Origin of the sequence: Rhizobium sp. CECT 9324 (assembly GCF_918741265.1) — a bacterium.
Taxonomy (GTDB): Bacteria; Pseudomonadota; Alphaproteobacteria; order Rhizobiales; family Rhizobiaceae; genus Allorhizobium.
In genome coordinates, this window is record NZ_CAKKMZ010000001.1 from 3783173 (window position 1) to 3801081 (window position 17909).

17 protein-coding genes are annotated in these 17909 nt (G+C 60.8%); 8 read left to right on the forward strand and 9 right to left on the reverse strand.

Annotation, left to right across the window (positions count from 1 at the left end; all coding sequences use genetic code 11):
• Positions 1–47 precede the first annotated feature (47 nt).
• From LQ231_RS18390 to pcaF, 3 genes are read left to right on the forward strand one after another with little or no spacing between them, the layout of a single operon-like run.
• Positions 48–755, forward strand: a complete 708-nt coding sequence (locus tag LQ231_RS18390; protein ID WP_230172771.1) for a 3-oxoacid CoA-transferase subunit A — start codon at positions 48–50, stop codon at positions 753–755.
• Entirely contained in the window at positions 752–1456 is a 705-nt protein-coding gene (locus tag LQ231_RS18395; RefSeq protein WP_230172773.1) for a CoA transferase subunit B, read from the forward strand. The genes LQ231_RS18390 and LQ231_RS18395 overlap by 4 nt, the downstream gene beginning before the upstream one ends.
• A gap of 12 nt (positions 1457–1468) precedes the next feature.
• Complete coding sequence (gene pcaF, locus LQ231_RS18400; RefSeq protein ID WP_230172775.1) at positions 1469–2674, forward strand: 3-oxoadipyl-CoA thiolase; 1206 nt, start codon at positions 1469–1471, stop codon at positions 2672–2674.
• Positions 2675–2682: 8 nt separating this feature from the next.
• On the opposite strand, the gene LQ231_RS18405 is transcribed toward pcaF, so the two are convergent.
• The gene (locus tag LQ231_RS18405; RefSeq protein WP_230172776.1) at positions 2683–3279 is read right to left on the reverse strand and encodes a DUF922 domain-containing protein; all 597 of its coding nucleotides are present in this window, start codon (positions 3277–3279) and stop codon (positions 2683–2685) included.
• A 209-nt stretch (positions 3280–3488) separates the two neighbouring features.
• Between LQ231_RS18405 and LQ231_RS18410 the strand changes: the two genes are divergently transcribed.
• Complete coding sequence (locus tag LQ231_RS18410; RefSeq protein WP_230172777.1) at positions 3489–5489, forward strand: EAL domain-containing protein; 2001 nt, start codon at positions 3489–3491, stop codon at positions 5487–5489.
• A gap of 26 nt (positions 5490–5515) precedes the next feature.
• Here the strand turns inward: LQ231_RS18410 and LQ231_RS18415 are convergent, their stop codons facing one another.
• From LQ231_RS18415 to LQ231_RS18445, 7 genes are all read right to left on the reverse strand, one after another.
• Complete coding sequence (locus LQ231_RS18415) at positions 5516–6232, reverse strand: copper homeostasis protein CutC (RefSeq protein WP_113142366.1); 717 nt, start codon at positions 6230–6232, stop codon at positions 5516–5518.
• 9 nt (positions 6233–6241) lie between these two features.
• Positions 6242–7453 carry an MFS transporter gene (locus LQ231_RS18420; RefSeq protein ID WP_230172778.1) on the reverse strand — a complete coding sequence of 404 codons (1212 nt, stop codon included), beginning with the start codon at positions 7451–7453 and terminating at the stop codon, positions 6242–6244.
• 61 nt (positions 7454–7514) lie between these two features.
• Positions 7515–8954, reverse strand: a complete 1440-nt coding sequence (locus LQ231_RS18425) for a M81 family metallopeptidase (RefSeq protein ID WP_230173412.1) — start codon at positions 8952–8954, stop codon at positions 7515–7517.
• An 18-nt stretch (positions 8955–8972) separates the two neighbouring features.
• Positions 8973–10895: a family 20 glycosylhydrolase gene (locus LQ231_RS18430; protein WP_230172779.1), complete on the reverse strand. Its 1923-nt coding sequence runs from the start codon at positions 10893–10895 to the stop codon at positions 8973–8975.
• Positions 10896–10921: 26 nt separating this feature from the next.
• Positions 10922–11698 (reverse strand): SDR family oxidoreductase, encoded by a 777-nt coding sequence (locus LQ231_RS18435; protein WP_230173414.1) that lies wholly within the window; start codon positions 11696–11698, stop codon positions 10922–10924.
• A gap of 47 nt (positions 11699–11745) precedes the next feature.
• Positions 11746–12609 (reverse strand): MurR/RpiR family transcriptional regulator, encoded by an 864-nt coding sequence (locus LQ231_RS18440; RefSeq protein WP_230172780.1) that lies wholly within the window; start codon positions 12607–12609, stop codon positions 11746–11748.
• A gap of 16 nt (positions 12610–12625) precedes the next feature.
• On the reverse strand, positions 12626–13012 hold the full coding sequence (locus LQ231_RS18445) for a RidA family protein (RefSeq protein ID WP_113142370.1): 387 nt from the start codon (positions 13010–13012) through the stop codon (positions 12626–12628).
• Between the two features lie 112 nt (positions 13013–13124).
• Between LQ231_RS18445 and LQ231_RS18450 the strand changes: the two genes are divergently transcribed.
• From LQ231_RS18450 to LQ231_RS18465, 4 genes are all read left to right on the forward strand, one after another.
• A complete protein-coding gene (locus tag LQ231_RS18450; RefSeq protein WP_230172781.1) occupies positions 13125–13610 on the forward strand; it encodes a hypothetical protein in 486 nt (161 codons plus the stop codon).
• 39 nt (positions 13611–13649) lie between these two features.
• Complete coding sequence (locus tag LQ231_RS18455) at positions 13650–15131, forward strand: M81 family metallopeptidase (protein WP_230172782.1); 1482 nt, start codon at positions 13650–13652, stop codon at positions 15129–15131.
• Positions 15131–16219, forward strand: coding sequence for a D-TA family PLP-dependent enzyme (locus LQ231_RS18460; RefSeq protein WP_230172784.1), 1089 nt, complete (start codon positions 15131–15133; stop codon positions 16217–16219). The genes LQ231_RS18455 and LQ231_RS18460 overlap by 1 nt, the downstream gene beginning before the upstream one ends.
• Before the next feature lie 61 nt (positions 16220–16280).
• Entirely contained in the window at positions 16281–16697 is a 417-nt protein-coding gene (locus LQ231_RS18465) for a GFA family protein (protein WP_230172785.1), read from the forward strand.
• A gap of 78 nt (positions 16698–16775) precedes the next feature.
• On the opposite strand, the gene ugpC is transcribed toward LQ231_RS18465, so the two are convergent.
• Positions 16776–17906, reverse strand: a complete 1131-nt coding sequence (gene ugpC, locus LQ231_RS18470; protein WP_230172788.1) for a sn-glycerol-3-phosphate ABC transporter ATP-binding protein UgpC — start codon at positions 17904–17906, stop codon at positions 16776–16778.
• Positions 17907–17909: the final 3 nt, after the last annotated feature.

Consider the following 17909-nt stretch of genomic DNA (forward strand, 5'->3'; position numbering starts at 1 on the left):
TCGGTCAGTGGAATGAGGCTGACCGCATGGGAAACGGGAGACCCCGCATGGACAAGACAATTGTGAGCACGGCAAAAGCCGTCGCGGACATCGGTGACGGTGCGACCGTCATGATCGGCGGCTTCGGCGGCTCCGGCGCACCGATCGAACTCATTCATGCCCTGATCGACAAGGGCCCGAAGAACCTGACGGTCATCAACAACAATGCCGGCAACGGTCGCATCGGCATTGCCGCGATGATCGATGCCGGCATGGTCAAGAAGATGATCTGCTCCTTCCCGCGTTCGTCTGATCCCCGCGCCTTCACCGACCGTTATCTGGCCGGCGAAATCGAGCTTGAACTTGTGCCGCAGGGAACGCTCGCCGAGCGCATTCGCGCCGGTGGCGCTGGCATTCCCGCCTTTTACACCCCGACCGCCTACGGAACGGAACTTGCCAATGGCAAGGTCATCGGCGAATTCGATGGCCGCCCTTACGTGCAGGAGCGCTGGCTGAAGGCGGATTTCGCCATCGTCAAGGCGCATCTCGGCGATGTGCATGGCAACCTCACCTACAACAAGGCGGGCCGCAACTTTAACCCGCTGATGTGCATGGCAGCCACCAGGACCATCGCGCAGGTATCGAGGATCGTGGCGGCCGGCGAGATCGATCCCGAGCAGGTGATCACGCCCGGCATCTTCGTCAACGGCGTCGTTGAGGTCGCTGATCCGCAGCAGGAAGAAGAGCTCATCCGGGCCGGAGTTGTATACGCATGACCACCGAAACACAGCCAATCGACACCCGCGAAGACATCAAGCTTTCCAACGCCCAGATCGCCTGGCGCGCCGCCCAGGACATTGAGGACGGCGCCTATGTGAACCTCGGCATCGGCTTTCCGGAAATGGTCGCTCGATACCAGCCGCCCGGCCGCGAAGCGATCTTCCACACCGAAAACGGCATCCTCAACTTCGGTGAACCACCGGCCGAAGGCGAGGAAGACTGGGACCTGATCAATGCCGGCAAGAAGGCCGTGACGCTGAAACCTGGCGCCGCCTTTTTCCACCATGCCGACAGCTTTGCCATGGTCCGCGGTGGCCACCTGGATGTCGCAATCCTCGGCGCCTATCAGGTCGCCCAGAACGGCGATCTCGCCAACTGGCGTGTCGGGTCCAAGGGCGTACCCGCCGTCGGCGGCGCGATGGATCTCGTGCACGGCGCCAAGCAGGTTTTTGTCATCACCGAGCATGTGACCAAGGACGGAAAGCCGAAGCTGGTCGCGGCCTGCACCTTCCCGCTGACCGGCGTCGCCTGCATCACCCGCATCTATACCAGCCATGCGGTCATCGACATCAAAGACGGTCAATTCGTTGTCCGCGAAAAGCTCGCTGCGATGACCATGGACGAACTGCAGGCGATGACCGGCGCGCCGCTTCACACCGATGGCCCCGTCGCCGACCTCGTCGTCCCGGCACTCTGAAGGATCTGCGATATGACCGAAGCCTATATCTGCGACTATATCCGCACCCCCATCGGCCGTTTCGGCGGCGCGCTATCGTCTGTCCGGGCCGACGACCTCGGCGCCATTCCGCTGAAGGCGCTGATGGAGCGCAATGCCGGCATCGACTGGGAAGCCGTCGATGACGTGATCTTCGGCTGCGCCAACCAGGCGGGCGAAGACAACCGCAACGTGGCGCGTATGTCGCTGCTGCTCGCCGGACTTCCGGTGTCCGTAACCGGCACCACGATCAACCGCCTCTGCGGCTCCGGCATGGATGCCGTCATCGCGGCGGCCCGCGCCATCAAATCCGGTGAGGCCGAACTGATGATCGCCGGCGGCGTCGAAAGCATGAGCCGCGCGCCCTTTGTCATGCCGAAGGCCGACGCGGCCTTTTCCCGCAACGCCGAGATCTACGACACGACGATCGGCTGGCGCTTCGTCAATCCGCTGATGAAGAAGCAATACGGCGTCGACAGCATGCCCGAGACTGGCGAAAACGTCGCCGAAGACTTTCATGTCAGCCGCGAGGACCAGGACGCGTTTGCCGTGCGCAGCCAGAACAAGGCAGCGGCAGCCCAACAGAATGGCCGGCTGGCCAAGGAGATCGTTCCGGTGACAATTCCCCAGCGCAAGGGCGAACCCGTGATCGTCTCGCAAGACGAACATCCCCGCGCCACCACGATCGAGACTCTGGCCAAGCTCGGCACGCCGTTCAAGAAGGAAGGCGGCACGGTGACTGCCGGCAACGCGTCTGGCGTCAATGATGGCGCAGCCGCCCTGATCATCGCCTCCGAAGCAGCCGTGAAGAAATACGGACTGACGCCGATCGCCCGCATCGCCGGCGGCGCCACGGCCGGCGTGCCGCCGCGCATCATGGGTTTCGGCCCGGCACCGGCTTCGAAGAAATTGCTCGCCCGTCTCGGCCTGAAACAGGAACAGATGGATGTTATCGAACTGAACGAGGCCTTTGCCTCGCAAGGACTGGCGACGCTGCGTGATCTCGGCATCGCCGATGACGACGCCCGGGTCAATCGAAATGGCGGCGCCATTGCGCTGGGTCATCCGCTCGGCATGTCAGGTGCCCGCATCACCGGCACGGCGGCTCTCGAACTGCAGGAGACCGGCGGCCGCTATGCGCTGTCGACCATGTGCATCGGCGTCGGTCAGGGAATTTCGATCGTTCTCGAACGGGTCTGAGGCCCCGCTTAAGGGTTGAGGAACGTCAGGATCAACTGGTGGACAGCTCCGCCCGGCGACATCTCGACCCGGTCGTATTCGCCGTGGCGCGCCACATGGGCATCCGAAATCGGCTTCAGCTGCGCCTGCAGCGCCTGGCGGACTTTCTGGCATTGCGGGTCATTCTCGGCCCGCAAACCGACCGAAATCTGCTCGATCTGCCGCACAAGGTCGCGAATGAACTCGCCATGCAGCTTTTCATGCTCAACGATGCCTGCGTAGAACCGGTCCCACCTAGCCTTGGTATCCCCCTGCAGTGTCTGGCTGGGTTTCGGCAACGTATAGGTGATGATCAGCTTCGGCTTGGCCGACACCAGCACGCAGGCGGTGCCCTGCGGTTGGTAATCCCGCTGCCAGGTCAGCTTGAAATTGGTGTGTGCGATCACGCGTCCCGCACCGATCTGCGGCCCTCTGTCTCCGATCGAACGGTAAAGCTCCATCGGTGTCGCACCGTTGATCTTGTAGGGCACGACCTTTTCGGTCGCTACCCAATCCGCAAGCGCATAATTGGCAGACGCAAAGACGGCAAAGGCAAGAACGAGGCTGGCTCTGAAAAGCTGGATCACGCGACTTCCGATCGTTGGCAATGACCGGCAAGACTTAACTGTCCAAGGCACCGCATTCAATCAACTCCGTCCGAAAGCGCCACAAATTGCTTTAGTTTGCACGCCAGATCACCGGATCTTACAATATGCGCTTTGCTTAAATTTAACTCCGACTGATGTAGCATTCTCGAACATCAATAATCATTTGTGATGGTGGAGCTGTATTCTAGATGTCGAGAGATACGCTGAGGACTGGTTTTGAACGGGCATTTGCGCTGTTCACCGTCCCGAATGACAACCCAGAACTCACTCTGGCGCAGTTCAAGGCGTTTTCGAAACAGGTCCCGCTGCTCTATTTCATTCTTGCGACGAACATGGTTTCGCTCTCGGTGACCCATCAGGGCATCGCGCCGGACTATCTGGTGATCTATCTGCCAGGATTCTTTACGCTGATCTGCACCGTCCGGGCGATTGCCTGGCTGACGCGACGCAATGTCGAGCAAACCCCGGCACAGGCATACCGCAAGCTCCGCGCCACCAATGTGCTGGCCGGCATCCTCGCCATCTACTTCACCGGTTGGGCTCTTGCCCTGTTTCCCTATGGCAGCGCCTACCAGCAGGCACACGTTGCCTTCTTCATGGCGATCACGGTTATCGGCTGTATCTTCTGTCTCATGCATCTGCGCTCCGCAGCGCTGCTGGTCACGGCATTGGTCAATATCCCCCTCTTTGTCGCCATGTGCATGAGCGGCGAACCGACCTTCATCGCAACCGGCGTCAATGTCGTGCTCGTCAGCGGCGCCATGGTGATGATCCTCCTGACCCACTACAGCGATTTTCGCCAACTGAACGAATCCCGTCAGGTTCTGATCACCCAACAGGATGCTCTGCACGAGCAGAACCGGGCCATGCAGGTTTTGTCGGACGAAAACCTGCGTTTGGCCAATCTCGACAGCCTGACCCTTCTCGCCAACCGTCGCAGCTTCTTCCAGATGCTCGAGACCGAGTTTGCCAGAGCCACATCCTCAAACCAAACCTTGGCCGTAGGCGTCATCGATCTGGACGGCTTCAAGCCGGTCAACGATATGTTCGGCCATTCGGCGGGAGACAAGGTGCTGATCGAGGTCAGCAATCGCCTCACGCAAATCGCGGATGAAAACCTGTCTGTCTACCGCCTTGGTGGTGATGAATTCGGGCTGTTGGTCAAGGGTCCGATCACCGAACGCCACATTCAGAGCCTTGGACTGAACGTCTGCGACGCCATAGCCCAGCGCATCAACATCGGCTCCGGTATCGTTCAGGTCACCGGTTCGGTCGGTTTTGCCATCTATCCGGACGTCGGTGTCACCGGACTGGAACTCTATGAGCGGGCCGATTACGCGCTCTACAACGCCAAGAAGCATCAGCGCGCCGGCGTGGTGATTTTCAACGCCGTGCAGGCCAACGAACTGACCCGCCAGAAAATTGTCGAAGAAGCGCTGATCGCAGCCGACCTGGCCAAGGAGCTATCCCTGGTTTTTCAGCCGATCGTCTGCATGACCAGTCGCCGCTGCATCGGCTTCGAAGCCCTTGCCCGCTGGGAAAGTCCGCTGATCGGCCAGGTCTCCCCGGCGGAATTCATCCCAATTGCAGAGCATAACGGGCGCATTGCCATGATGACCCGTCTTCTGCTCGAGCGTTCGCTGAAAGTGGCAAAGGACTGGCCGCCAGGGGTGTTCCTCTCGTTCAATCTCTCGCCGCACGACCTGACCTCCAGCGAAAGTACGTTGAAGATTGCCGCCATCGTTCTGGCCAGCGACTTCGATCCGCGCCGCATCAATTTCGAGATCACCGAAACCGCCGTCATGCACGATTTCGAACAGGCCAATGCCTCGATCCAGATATTGCGCGATCTCGGCTCCGGTATCGCGCTGGACGACTTCGGCACCGGCTACTCCAGTCTCAGCCATGTGCACAAGCTGCCGCTGACGAAAATCAAGATCGATGGCAGCTTCGTGCGCGATATCCACAAGCATCAGTCGAGCTTCAAGATCGTCAAGTCCGTGCTGGCGCTCTGTGCCGAAATGGATCTGAAGGCGATTGTCGAAGGTGTGGAGACAGAGGAAGAGCTGCAGATCCTCGAAAGCCTCGGCGTGGAAGCCGTGCAGGGCTTCTATTTCTCGCGTCCGCAAAAGGCGGAGGAGACGCTTGCATGGTTCGCAGATCGGGGAAGACTGCTTGCGGCCTCCTGACCCGGCAGACCGGCACTCGCACTATGTCACGCCAAGATCGCTTTCATCTGCCGCACCGTATCAGCATCGGTCCGCCGCGCATTGGTAGGTGAAAAGCCGAAATCGACAAGATCGGCATTCGGCTCCATCGGCTGAGTGCAAGAGGCGTGCAGCTCGAAAACCCCGGGAATGGCAAGGAAATCCGCCGCATTGCCTGGACGCACGCCACCACCGGGCATGATCGAAATGCGCCCGCTCGTCACCTCGGCGACACGCCGCAATACCGGCAGGCCGGCCTCGGCATGCCGGGCGCCACCGGAGGTGAGAACCCGCGAAAAACCGAGATCGATCGCCATTTCCACAGCGACATCAAAGTCCGGCACCATGTCGAAGGCCCGGTGCAAGGTGAGATCGAGCGTGCCGGCAGCTTTGATCAGCCGCTCCAGGACTGCCCGATCCAGCGTGCCGTCTGGTCGCAATGCACCGATGACGACACCTGCGAGCCCGGCATCGCAGGCAGCCTCGATATCGGCAAGCATGATTGAAATCTCGTCATCCGAATAGGCAAAGCCGCCGATGCGGGGACGGATGATGGCATTGACCGGGATCGGGCTTTTCGCAGCCAGCGCCATGAAACCCCGTGTCGGGGTCAGCCCGCCCACGCCAAGTGCGGAACACAGTTCGATGCGATCCGCACCGCCGGCAATCGCTGCGGCAAGGCCATCGGCATCGTCAACACAGACTTCCAGGATCCTCGCCTGCATCCTGCCCCCTTACCTGTCCGTCACGGTTGCGAATGGTTTGTCGAGGAACCAGAGCAGTAGAATACCGGTCAGGCCCGCGACAGCCCCCAATATCGCCGTTCCCGCATAGTCGCTGACGGCGGTGCCGACGGCAAACAGCAAGGAACTCAGTCCACCGCTGACAAAGATATTCACCGCGATCAGCGAACTGCCGAGCCCGGCGCGGTCGGCGATCAAGTTCTGCAGATAGGTGATCGGAATGGCGATGATACCGGCAGCCCCGAGGCCGCTCACCAGTGTCAGGATGTATATATCGCGCGGCTGATCCGCGAGACCGAGGAAGATCATGTAGGCGCAGTAGACCACTGCGCCGGCCGACATGGCGATGACGGTCGAGGTGCGCATCTCCACCCAGCCCCAGAACAGAATGAAGATGATTTCGAGGAACGCGACAATGCCGACGATCACGCCGACATCGGCCGTCGTGCCGCCAGCCTTGCCCGTGACGACAAGCGGGAGCACCGCGCCGTTGACATGCAGCATGGACGAGATCAACGCGATCGCCAGCAGCCGTGACACGACAGAGCGCGAGCCGATCTGGCGGATTGACGCGAAGAAGGAGTAATGCGGCCTGTTTTCGGCAACCGGCGGCGGCTCTTTCGGCATGCCGAAAAAGAACAGCGCCAGACAGATCAGGCAGGCAAGAGCGGCCAGCAGATAGGCCGGCAGCATGCTGGGGCCACCGGCCAGCATAGCACCGACAACGCCGGGAACGAGAACCCAAGAGAGCGACAGAACGGCGCGGATCGCCGAATTGACCGCGATGAGCTCCCTGACCGGCATGCCGGCCGAGACTGCCCGCACATTGGCGAAGATCAGCGAATTGACCGAATTGAAGATCGGGATGAAGACAAGTGCCGCGATGATGAAGACCAACTGTGACGGCAGCAGGTACACGATGCCGAAGCCGACAACGCCGAATGTTCCGGCAAACAGCATCGGTGAGCGAAAATGCCCCAGGCGGTCCGCGAGAATGCCGGCCGTCACACTGGCGCTGACATTGACCAGCGCCGCCGCCATCATCAGGACGGAATAGATCGCATCCGACAGGCCCAGTTCACGAATGCCGACAAGCGACATATAGGGCGAGGTCGCTGCTCCGGAAAAACCGAAAAAGAAGATCGCGAGCGCACTCACCCGGATGGGTGGATGGCGATAGACAAGCGTCAGGGTCGACAGCATCGGACAATACGTTCACATGGAGGGAGCGTGCCACCGGCAGCGGCACGCAAGAGATGCTTCGCTAGGCGCCCGGGAATCGAGCGGACAGGCGAACCAGGGGTGTATACTCGAAATCCTTGACGAAGGGATAGGTCGGCTGCTGGCGCCGTTTGCTCGGCAAGGCCTCGATATCCTGGTTGATCACCCCATCGGTGAGCGCCATCAGATTGGGGTTGGCGATCGGGCTGAGTTCCGGCGACAGATAACCCGATTTCACGACCAGAAGCCGGGCGGACTGCGGGTCGACACCATGTCGGGTGAAATCGGCAATGTTGTGATACGGCCGGCGTTTTGCCGCCAGGATGACCGTGATGCCACCAATCGCCACAACGGCCTGACGCTCTGCCGGTACGCCGGCATCATCGAGCCTGAGCACCCTTGCCGTCGTTTCGACAAACGGACTGGCCGGGTCGAGTGAACCGCCGATTTTCAGGCTGATCTCCGCGCCCTCGCCGGCCGCAAAGCAGGCCTCGACGGCAGGCCTGTCGGTAATGCCGCCGACCAGAGCGCCGTCGAAATTGCGGGCAATCAGCGCCTTGAGCACGTCGCCACGATCACCGACGCCACCACCGGTCGGGTTGTCGCCTGAATCCGCCAGGATCACCGGACGGGTTTGCGCCTTTTCAGCAATGTCGAGCATGTCCTCCAACGGACCGGTGACCGGTCCGAACTGGAAATCGGAGCGCGCATCCCAATAGGATTGAGCAATCGCGGCTGCTGCCGTTGCGGCTGCAACCTCGTTGTCTGCCGTCACCACGGCGCAGGCCGTGCCGCGCGGTTCGTCTGCCCAGACATAACCGACCATCAGGTTGGCATCCCACATGCCCGGCGCTTTGTCATGCTCCGGCAGCTTCAGATAAAGACCCTTGGCCGGCTCGTCCTCCGTCGAGGTCCGCTCACCCGGCAGAAGGACAGGGACCGGCGCCCAGGCGACGCCTGGCTTTTCGCCGGTCGTGAGCGCCCGCACCAGCATCGACCAGGCGCGCACCATGGTTTCGCGCACGTCGATATGCGGTGCCGTGCGATAACCGGCGAAGATGTCGAGCTGGTCGATGATCTTCTGCGTCACGTTGCCATGCAGGTCATAGCTCGCGGCAACCGGCACATCAGGCCCGACCACCGAACGCGCCGCAGAAATCCAGTCGCCTTCCGCATCGTCCATGCCTTCGACATTCATCGCGCCATGCATGGCGAGATAGAGACCATCCACAGGCAACGCGTCCCGGAGAAGCTCGAGGAACTGCGCCTTGAAGCCTTCATAGGTGGCGCGTGCGAGCGGACCGCCCGGAACCGCGCGCGCATGCAGCAATGGATGATGCTCGATATCCTCGGCGTCGAGGAAGTTGAAATACTCGGCGCCCAGCAGTTCCTCACCACGCAGCACGCGGAAATCGTCCGGCTGCATCAGAACTGGCGAAGACGTGCTGCACTCGGTGTGAATGCCACCAACGGCGATACGCAAGGTCATGTCGGTCTCTCCTCAGTAGCGCGGGCTCAAGGGAACGATGGCGGCAAACCGCAGCCAGTCCTTGCGCTCCTTCGGCGTCCAGGCTGCTTCGGCGATGGCCGGCAGGCGCGGGAAGACGAGATGATTGAAATAGTCGCGATTGAGGAAATGCTCTGACCAGATGCAGGCCTGCACGCCACGCATGCGCGCCGCCAGTTCCGCCGGAAACTCCGCCACGGCTTCATAGGTATAGGTATGATGCGGCGGCACGGTGCCGGCCCAGCTGGCCCCCGGCTCCTGCCACTCAGTCGCCTGCACCATGTCGAGATAGTAGGCCTGGCCCGGTGTCATGACGACGTCATAGCCCTGCTTCGCCAGTTCCAACCCGACTTCCGGCTTCTGCCACGCCATCAGCAGCGTGCCGTCAGGATCGACGCCGCCGCCATGGCTGACTTCGTCCCAGCCGGCCAGCTTCTTGCCGCGCTCGGCCAGCATCTGCTGGATACGTTTCATGAAATAGCTCTGCAGGCCGAACGTGCCTTCGATGCCTTCGTCTTCCATCAGCTTTTTCGCCAATGGCGATGCCATCCAGGTGTTGGACGCCACCTCGTCGCCGCCGATATGGATCAGCACCGAGGGGAAGAGTTCCACCATCTCGTCGAACACCTTGCCGAGCACTTCATAGGTGTATTCGATCGCCGGGTTCAGCGCATTGTTGGGATAGCCCTGCACCGAACGATAGCTGTCAGGTGCTTCCTGGCCGTCGATCAGATCCGGCAAGGCGACAAGCGTCGCCGTGCTGTGACCGGGAATATCGATTTCCGGAATGACTTCGACATTCAGTGCCGAGGCATGGGCAACAATGTCTTTGACGTCTTCCTGACTATAGAAGCCGCCGACCGGCTCCGCGCCATTGCCGAGCTGCGGCAGCAGTGGTTCGTCGGGACCACGCAAGACACCGAGCGTGGTCAATTCCGGATAGGCCTTGATCTCAAGCCGCCAGGCTTCGTCATCGCTCAGGTGCCAGTGGAAGATGTTCATCCGGAACCAGGCGAGAATGTCGATCAGGCGCTTGACGTCATGCGTCGGATAGAACTGCCGCGAGACATCGAGATGGCAACCGCGCCAGCCGTAGCGCGGCTGATCGGAAATGCTGCCCGAAACCGGGAACCGGAACAGATCCGGCTTGATGCGTGCGCCGTGCAGCATCTGGGCGAGAATGGTCAGGCCATATTGCAGGCCGGCGATATCGCCGTAGGAAATGCTCACATCACCCTGCGAGAAGACGATCCCATAGGCGGAAGCACCGAGGCTTGCCTTTTCCTCGAAACGCAGCGCACGCCCCTCGTGCACCGGCGCCAGCGCCAGCGGCGCATGACCGACGGAAAACAGCCGGCAGAACAGCCGGAGCGCATTTTCCACGGTGCGCAATTCGGCAAGCGAAGCACCTGCAGCGGGATAAAGCGCCACGGGAAAGCTGTCGCCAGCAACGAGCGTCGCCTCCGCGGGCCAGGGCAGCATGGCGAAGGGCTCGCTAACCTTGCCTTCCGGCAGGAGAGCCGGTGCCGGTTCGCTATGCTTGCCTTCCAGCATCAGGTCGGCCACAGCCACAGCCATGTGGCTGCCGTCTGCCAAGGTCAGATAGGCGGATTTCGCACCGTCCGTGCGATGCACCGCCGGCCTATGCAGCCCGGCCACGGTAAACTGCCAGGAAGCGCCTGGCGCTAGCACGAAGCCCTGCGGCGGGGCGAATTGATGGAAATTGGCGTTGCGGTTGACGAATGTTGCATTGCTGCAGGCAGCCTTGTCGATCACCCGGGTCAGGGATGTATAGGCGACCTTGAAGCCGCTGATCGCCGCATCGGACAGGTTGACCAGCGTGAAGGTGAAACGACCGTTCTGGCCACCCTCGGTCGGGTGCCAAGCATTTTCGAGACGGAAAAGGACTGGTGCCATGATGGTTCCCCTGGCTTATCGTTGGATCAGTAATGTTCGGATTGCGAGAAGGTTCGGGCGAGTTCCGTCTGGCCTGCGGTCAGGCCGCAATCGACCGGAAGGCAGACGCCGGTAATCGCCGCCGCCTGGTCGCCCGACAGGAAGAACACCGCATTGGCGATGTCCTGGGCGGTTGCGATGCGCCGCAGCGCGTACCAGCGCTTGGCTTCCTCGAAGACCTCAGGATTGGCAGCAGCCCGCGCTTCCCAGGCCTGCGTGCGCACGGTGCCGGGCGCCACCGCATTCGAGCGAATGCCGAACTTGCCATATTCGACCGCAATCAGCTTGGTGAGGTGAATAAGGCCGGCCTTCGCCGCGCTATAGGCCGGATGGCCGAACACGGCCATGCCATTGACTGACGAGATGTTGATCACCGAGCCCTGCGACTGTTTCAACGCATCGGAGAAAGCCCGGAAGCAGAGGAAAGGCGCCTCGAGGTTCAGCGCATTGTCCTTGCGCCAGATATCGCCGTCCGTGTCATGCAGGCTGACCGCACGCGCGGCGCCGGCATTGTTGACGAGAGTTTGAACAAGACCGAACCCGGCGATTTTCGTCGCCAGCAGAGCAAGCTCCGCCTCGCTGGTCACGTCGCAGCCAAGTGCGACGAAGCGTTCCGGAGGTCCGAGATCGCGTGCAGCCTTTTCCGCTGCGGCAACGTCGATATCCACGAGGACCACCAGATCATGGCTGTCGGCCAACCGAAGCGCGATCGCCCGTCCGATATCGCCGGCGGCCCCTGTTACAACAGCAACGGAAGGCATCAGTAACCCACCTTGGGGCAAACGGACGGCAGGAACAGGCTGGACACGGGTCAGTCTCCCAGAAGCTGGCGGTCGTCACCATCTCGGTGTTCGACCAGTTGTTGCTTGATATGGCGCAGGGTCACCTGCGAGAGCTTGCGATTGCGATAGGCGACCAGACTGGCGATCACATCGACCACTGCGAGATAGGCAAAACGTGTCGAGGTCGGCCGAAAAATATTGTCACCTTCCGGCAGGTCGATGCCGATCACCAGTTCGGCCGCCTTGGCCACGGGACTGTCGCTCTGGGTAAGCGCGATCGTTGTAATCCCGTTTTCGCGTGCCAGATTGAAGCATTTGACCAGCTCGGCATTGCGACCCGAGAATGACGAACCGATCAGCACGTCATTGGGTCGCGCCGCCGCCGTCAGCATCAGTTGCAGGCCGTGATCGGTGCTGACGCTGACCCGAGACCCGAGCCGGAACAGCCGGTTCTGAAACTCGCCGGCGATCAGCGAGGAATTGCCACCCGATCCAAAGGCGTAGACCATTTCGGCGCGCGACACGCGATCGGCGACCTTTTCCATCACGACGGCATCGAGCGCACGATGCACCATGAACAGCGCATTCTGCGCCTTGGTGATCACATCGGTCGCGACATCGGCCGGTTCGGTGCTCTCGGCTTCCGGATTGAGATAACGCACGCCGACATAGGCGGTGCGGGCCAGATTGACCTTGAAATCGGCAAAGCTCTGGCATCCGAGACGCCGGCAGAACCGCGTCACCGTCGGCGGCGACACTTCGGCGCGTTCGGCAAGCTCGATGATCGAGGCGTTGACGGCGAAATCGAACTGGGTCAGCAGAATATCCGCGATGCGTTGCTCCGAGGCCGAAAATTGCGGCCCCTCTTGCTGTATCGTCGCGAAAATGTCCAACTGCCCGCCCTCTTCCCTATTTCGAAGACTTGTAGGCTATGCAGTCAATCTCGACCTTGCAATCGACCATCATCGACGCCTGCACGCAGGCACGCGCCGGCGGATGCTCGCCGAAATACTGCTGGTAGATCTTGTTGAAGGTCCAGAAATCGCGCGGATCATCCAGCCAGACGCCACAACGCACGACATGCTCGACGCCGTAGCCCGCCTCGTGCAGGATCTCGATGACATTAGCGATCGTCTTGTGGGTCTGCTCGATGATGCCGCCACTGATGATTTCGCCATTCTCCATGGCCACCTGGCCGGACACATGCAGCCAGCCATCGGCCTCGACCGCGCGCGCGAAAGGAAGACGCTGCCCACCCGCACCGGCCTTTTCAGCTCCGTAACGCTTGATCGTCATAGGGCACTCCATGCAAATTATTTTCTTCAATCGTTGACAAACGACCATAAAAAACCGAATTTGACCAGAGAAAAACACGGTTTATGAAAAGATTTTAAAGGCGAGACCCAGAATGCGCGATCCGTTCAAAAATCCCTTTCCCGAAAGCGACATAGTGCGGCACAGCATCTGGGAGATGCTGGTGAAACGCGATATCGACGCCTTTCTCGCCGCCGATTGGGATATGGTAGCCGGCGACTTTGTCGAGGAAGGCTTCCTCGGCATCAACGGCAATCGCGACGCCAATCCCGACAACTGGCGCCTTGCCTTCCCTAGCCTCACCGCCTATCGCGACGAATGGCTGAAACAGGCGAAGGATTTTGCCGGCGAAAGCTATGGCGAAGACACCCGCACTGCGATCTTCACCACCACGACGCTGGAGGTTATCGAAGTGGAAGGCGAAACGGCGCTGGTGCGCAAGAAGTTCGACGGCGGGATCAAGAAGGCTGACGGCACTTTTGACGTGATGAAGTGGCAGACGCTTTATTACTGTCGCCTGCACGAGGGTCGCTGGAAGATCTCCGGCTTTACCGGCTACCTGCCCAACCCGATGGGCTAAGACGCCGTCCGCCTCGACAACAGATCAGAAAGCCAGCCCGTGCGCATTTTCACAGCCGCTCTTGCAACGGAAACCAACACCTTCTCTCCGATCTGCATCGACCGGCGCGCCTTCGAGGAATCGCTCTACGCGGCACCCGGACAGCATCCGGAAACGCCAACGCTATGCACGGCGCCGATCACCGTTGGTCGCAAGGTCTGCGCGCGGAAAGGCTGGACGCTGATCGAAGGCACAGCGACCTGGGCCGATCCGGCAGGCCTCATCAACAGGCAGACCTTTGAGAGCCTGCGCGACGAAATCCTCGACCAGTTGAAGGCCGCGATGCCAGTCAATGCCGTCGTGCTCGGACTGCATGGCGCCATGGTCGCCGATGGTTACATCGACCCGGAAGGTGATCTGCTCACCCGGATCCGCGAGATCATCGGTCCGGACATCCTTCTCTGTGCCGAACTCGATCCCCACAGCCACCTGACCGCCAAGCGTGTCGCTGCCACCGATTTTTTCGTCGTCTTCAAGGAATTTCCCCATACCGACTTCGTCGATCGCGCCGAAGATCTGTGGGCCATCGCCGTCGACACGCTTGAAGGCCGTGTGAAACCCGTCATGTCGGTCTTCGACTGCCGCATGATCGACGTTTTCCCAACGTCACGCGAACCGATGCGCGGCTTTGTTGACAGGCTTCTGGCCATCGAAAAAGAAGACGCGGATGTACTGTCACTTTCGGTCATCCATGGCTTCATGGCTGGCGACGTTCCGGAAATGGGCACCAAGACAATCGCCGTGACCAATGCAAAGCCGGACAAGGGGGCAGCGCTTGCCCGTGAACTCGGCCTCGACCTGTTCTCCAAACGCGGCACATTCATGATGCCGCAGATCGACGAGCGCCAAGCGGTTGCCCGCGCCGCAGCCTACCCGAAAGGCCCGGTTGTGCTCGCCGACATGTGGGACAATCCCGGCGGGGGAACGGCAGGCGATGCAACGGTTGTGCTGGCTGAAATACTGGCGCAGGGCATCACCAATGTCGCCGTCGGCATGATCTGGGACCCGATCGCCGTTCAGATCTGCATGGCGGCCGGCGAAGGCGCGGAAATCCCGCTGCGGTTCGGGGCAAAATCGGCCCCGGGCACAGGCAATCCGATCGACGGACTGGTGAAGGTGATCAAGGTGGTGCCGAATGCCGAGATGCATTTCGGCGAAAGCGTCGCGCCATTCGGCGATGCGGCCCATGTCCATTTGAACGGCATCGATATCATCCTGAGCAGCGTGCGCGTGCAGAGCTACGACCCGTCGCTGTTTACGGCGCTCGGCATCGACCCGACGCAAAAGCATATCCTTGTGATCAAATCGACCAACCATTTCTACGCGGCCTTTTCAAAGATCGCGTCGGAGATATTGTATTGTTCGGCCGGCACGCCGTATCCGAACAACCCTGCCACGACCGCCTATCGCCGTGTACGCCATGATATCTGGCCGATCATGGCCAACCCCCATGATACTCCCGAAGGAAACGAGGCCGCCTGATGATTGACCTTCGCCCAAAAATCGGTGCGCCGCTGCAATCACTGTCGACGCCCTTGCCGTTGATCGATGAAACCCGCCTGGAGGCGAACATCACCCGCGTCCAGTCCTATATGGACGCCAGCGGCATTGCCTTTCGCCCGCATATCAAGACCCACAAGATCCCGTCGATCGCCAACGCCCAGGTCGAGGCCGGCGCGAAAGGTATCAACTGCCAGAAGATCACCGAGGCCGAAGTGTTTGCCGATGCCGGCTTCGAGGACCTGCTGATCACCTTCAATATTCTCGGGCTTGAAAAGCTCGAGCGCCTCGCCGCCTTGAACGAACGTATTTCGGGCCTCAAGGTCGTCGCCGATAGCGCCGCAACTGTGCAGGGACTGTCTGCCTATTTCACCGGCCGCCGACCACTCACCGTCCTGGTCGAGTGCGATACCGGTGGCGGGCGCTGCGGCGTCCAGACCCCGGCTGAGGCCGTAGAGTTGGCGCAGATGATCGTCGGCATGATACCTCTGATCTTTGGTGGCCTGCTGACCTATCCCAAGGCGAATACCGAGAGCGACGTCGAGACCTTCTTCGCCGAAACCCTGGCCGCGCTTAAGGCCCTCGGCATCGCCTGCCCCATCGTCTCCAATGGCGGCTCACCGAGCCTGTTCTCCGCCCATCTCGTACCCTCGGCCACGGAGCACCGGGCGGGCACCTATGTCTACAACGACCGCTCAATGGTGCGCGCCGGCCATTGCACGCTCGATGATTGCGCCATGCATATTCTGGCGACCGTGGTCTCGCGCCCGACCGCAGACCGCGCCATTCTCGACGCCGGCTCCAAGACGCTGACCTCGGATCTTCTCGGCTTTTCCGATTTCGGCCTGATCGTCGAATATCCGCAGGCGTCGATCACCGGCCTGTCGGAAGAACATGGCACGGTCGACCTCTCCAAGGTGGACGGCAAGCGCCCGGCGATCGGCGAGAAGGTGCGCATCGTGCCGAACCATACCTGCGTCGTCTCCAACCTGTTCGACAGCATGACCTTCCATCGCAATGGTTTGGTCACCAGAGTCGAAAACGTCGCTGCCCGCGGCCTCGTCTGGTAGCAAGGTTTCGGTTGCGACGCAGATCGACCTTCCGCTAGCGTAAGCTGCGGGAGGATCATTCATGTCGGACACAGGTCAGAAGCTGCGCGGCGGCTGCATGTGCGGTGCGGTAGAATACGAGGCCGAAGATCGGTTCCTCTATGCGCTCAATTGCCATTGCTCGAAATGCCGCCGGACCACAGGCTCCGCCTTCAAGCCCATTGCAGGACTGCAAGTGGATGATTTCCGGATCATCCGGGGCAAGGACGACCTGTTTGTCCACGGCGATGCGAAAGGCATCCATGACCTCCACTGTCGGACTTGCGGATCGCTGATCTATTCCTGGATCGCCGAAAACGGCAGCGTGAAGATCCATATCCCGATGGGCACGCTGATCGATGCACCCTCTGCGCATCCCACGATGCACATCTTCGTCGGATCCAAAGCACCGTGGTACGACATCACCGACGACCTGCCGCAATATCAGGGCTTTCCGTGAGGCAGATCTCAACGCAAACAAAAAATGGCCCGCCCGAAGGCGGACCAGAGTTAAGGTCGGGGGACCTGAACCAAATTCTTACTCGGCAGCAGTAACCGCAGCCGGAAGTTCCAATGTGCGCCAATCGACCTGGCGCTCCAGCGCCTGACCATTGCCGTCAAACAGATGGCAGTCCGCTGCCATGATGCCGGTGACCAGCGGCTCTTCCGCACGCACGGGTGCCGATCCCGGCAGCAGCGCGCAATAGGGCTCGCCGGACGGCAGGGCGGCATAGGCAATCGTATTGATGCCAAGCCGCTCGATGACCGACGGAATAACGGTGATGTTGATGTCGCCCCGCGCAAGGGTCGTGTGTTCCGGCCGAATACCAAGTGTCAGCGTCTGGCCAACGAGATCGGCACGCGGCTCGACCGGCAGCATGACGCTCTGGCCTTCATAGGAGACGGTGACACCGATCGGATCGATCGCTGTACACGTCACCGGCACGAAGTTCATCTTCGGGTTGCCGATAAAGCCTGCGACGAACAGGTTCTGCGGCTTGTGATAGAGCTCGAGCGGTGCACCCACCTGGGCGATATTGCCGGCATTCAGCACGACGATCCGATCGGCCATGGTCATGGCCTCGATCTGGTCATGCGTGACGTAAATCATCGTCGCTTGCAGATCCCGGTGCAACTTGGTCAGTTCGATACGCATGTCGGCGCGGAGCGCTGCGTCGAGGTTCGACAGCGGTTCGTCGAACAGGAAGATCTTCGGTTCGCGCACGATCGCCCGGCCGATCGCGACGCGCTGGCGCTGGCCGCCGGAAAGCTGTCCGGGACGCTGCTGCAGACGCTGGTCGAGTTGCAGGATTTTCGACACCGCGCCGACCTTCTCGCGGATCGTGTCTTCAGGCAGGCCTTCGACCCGAAGCGGGAAGGCGATGTTCTCGAAAACGGACATATGCGGATAAAGCGCATAGGACTGGAAGACCATGGCGATGCCGCGCTCGACCGGCGGTTTATCGTTGACCCGCTCACCGGCAATGACGATGTCGCCGTCGGTGGTGTCGTCAAGCCCCGCGATCATGCGCAGAAGCGTGGATTTTCCACAGCCGGAGGGGCCGACGAAGACCACGAACTCGCCGTCCTTGACCTCGAGGCTGACACCCTTGATCACCTCGAAATGTCCGAACGACTTTCGCACCTTGTTGAGAAATAGCTGACCCACGAC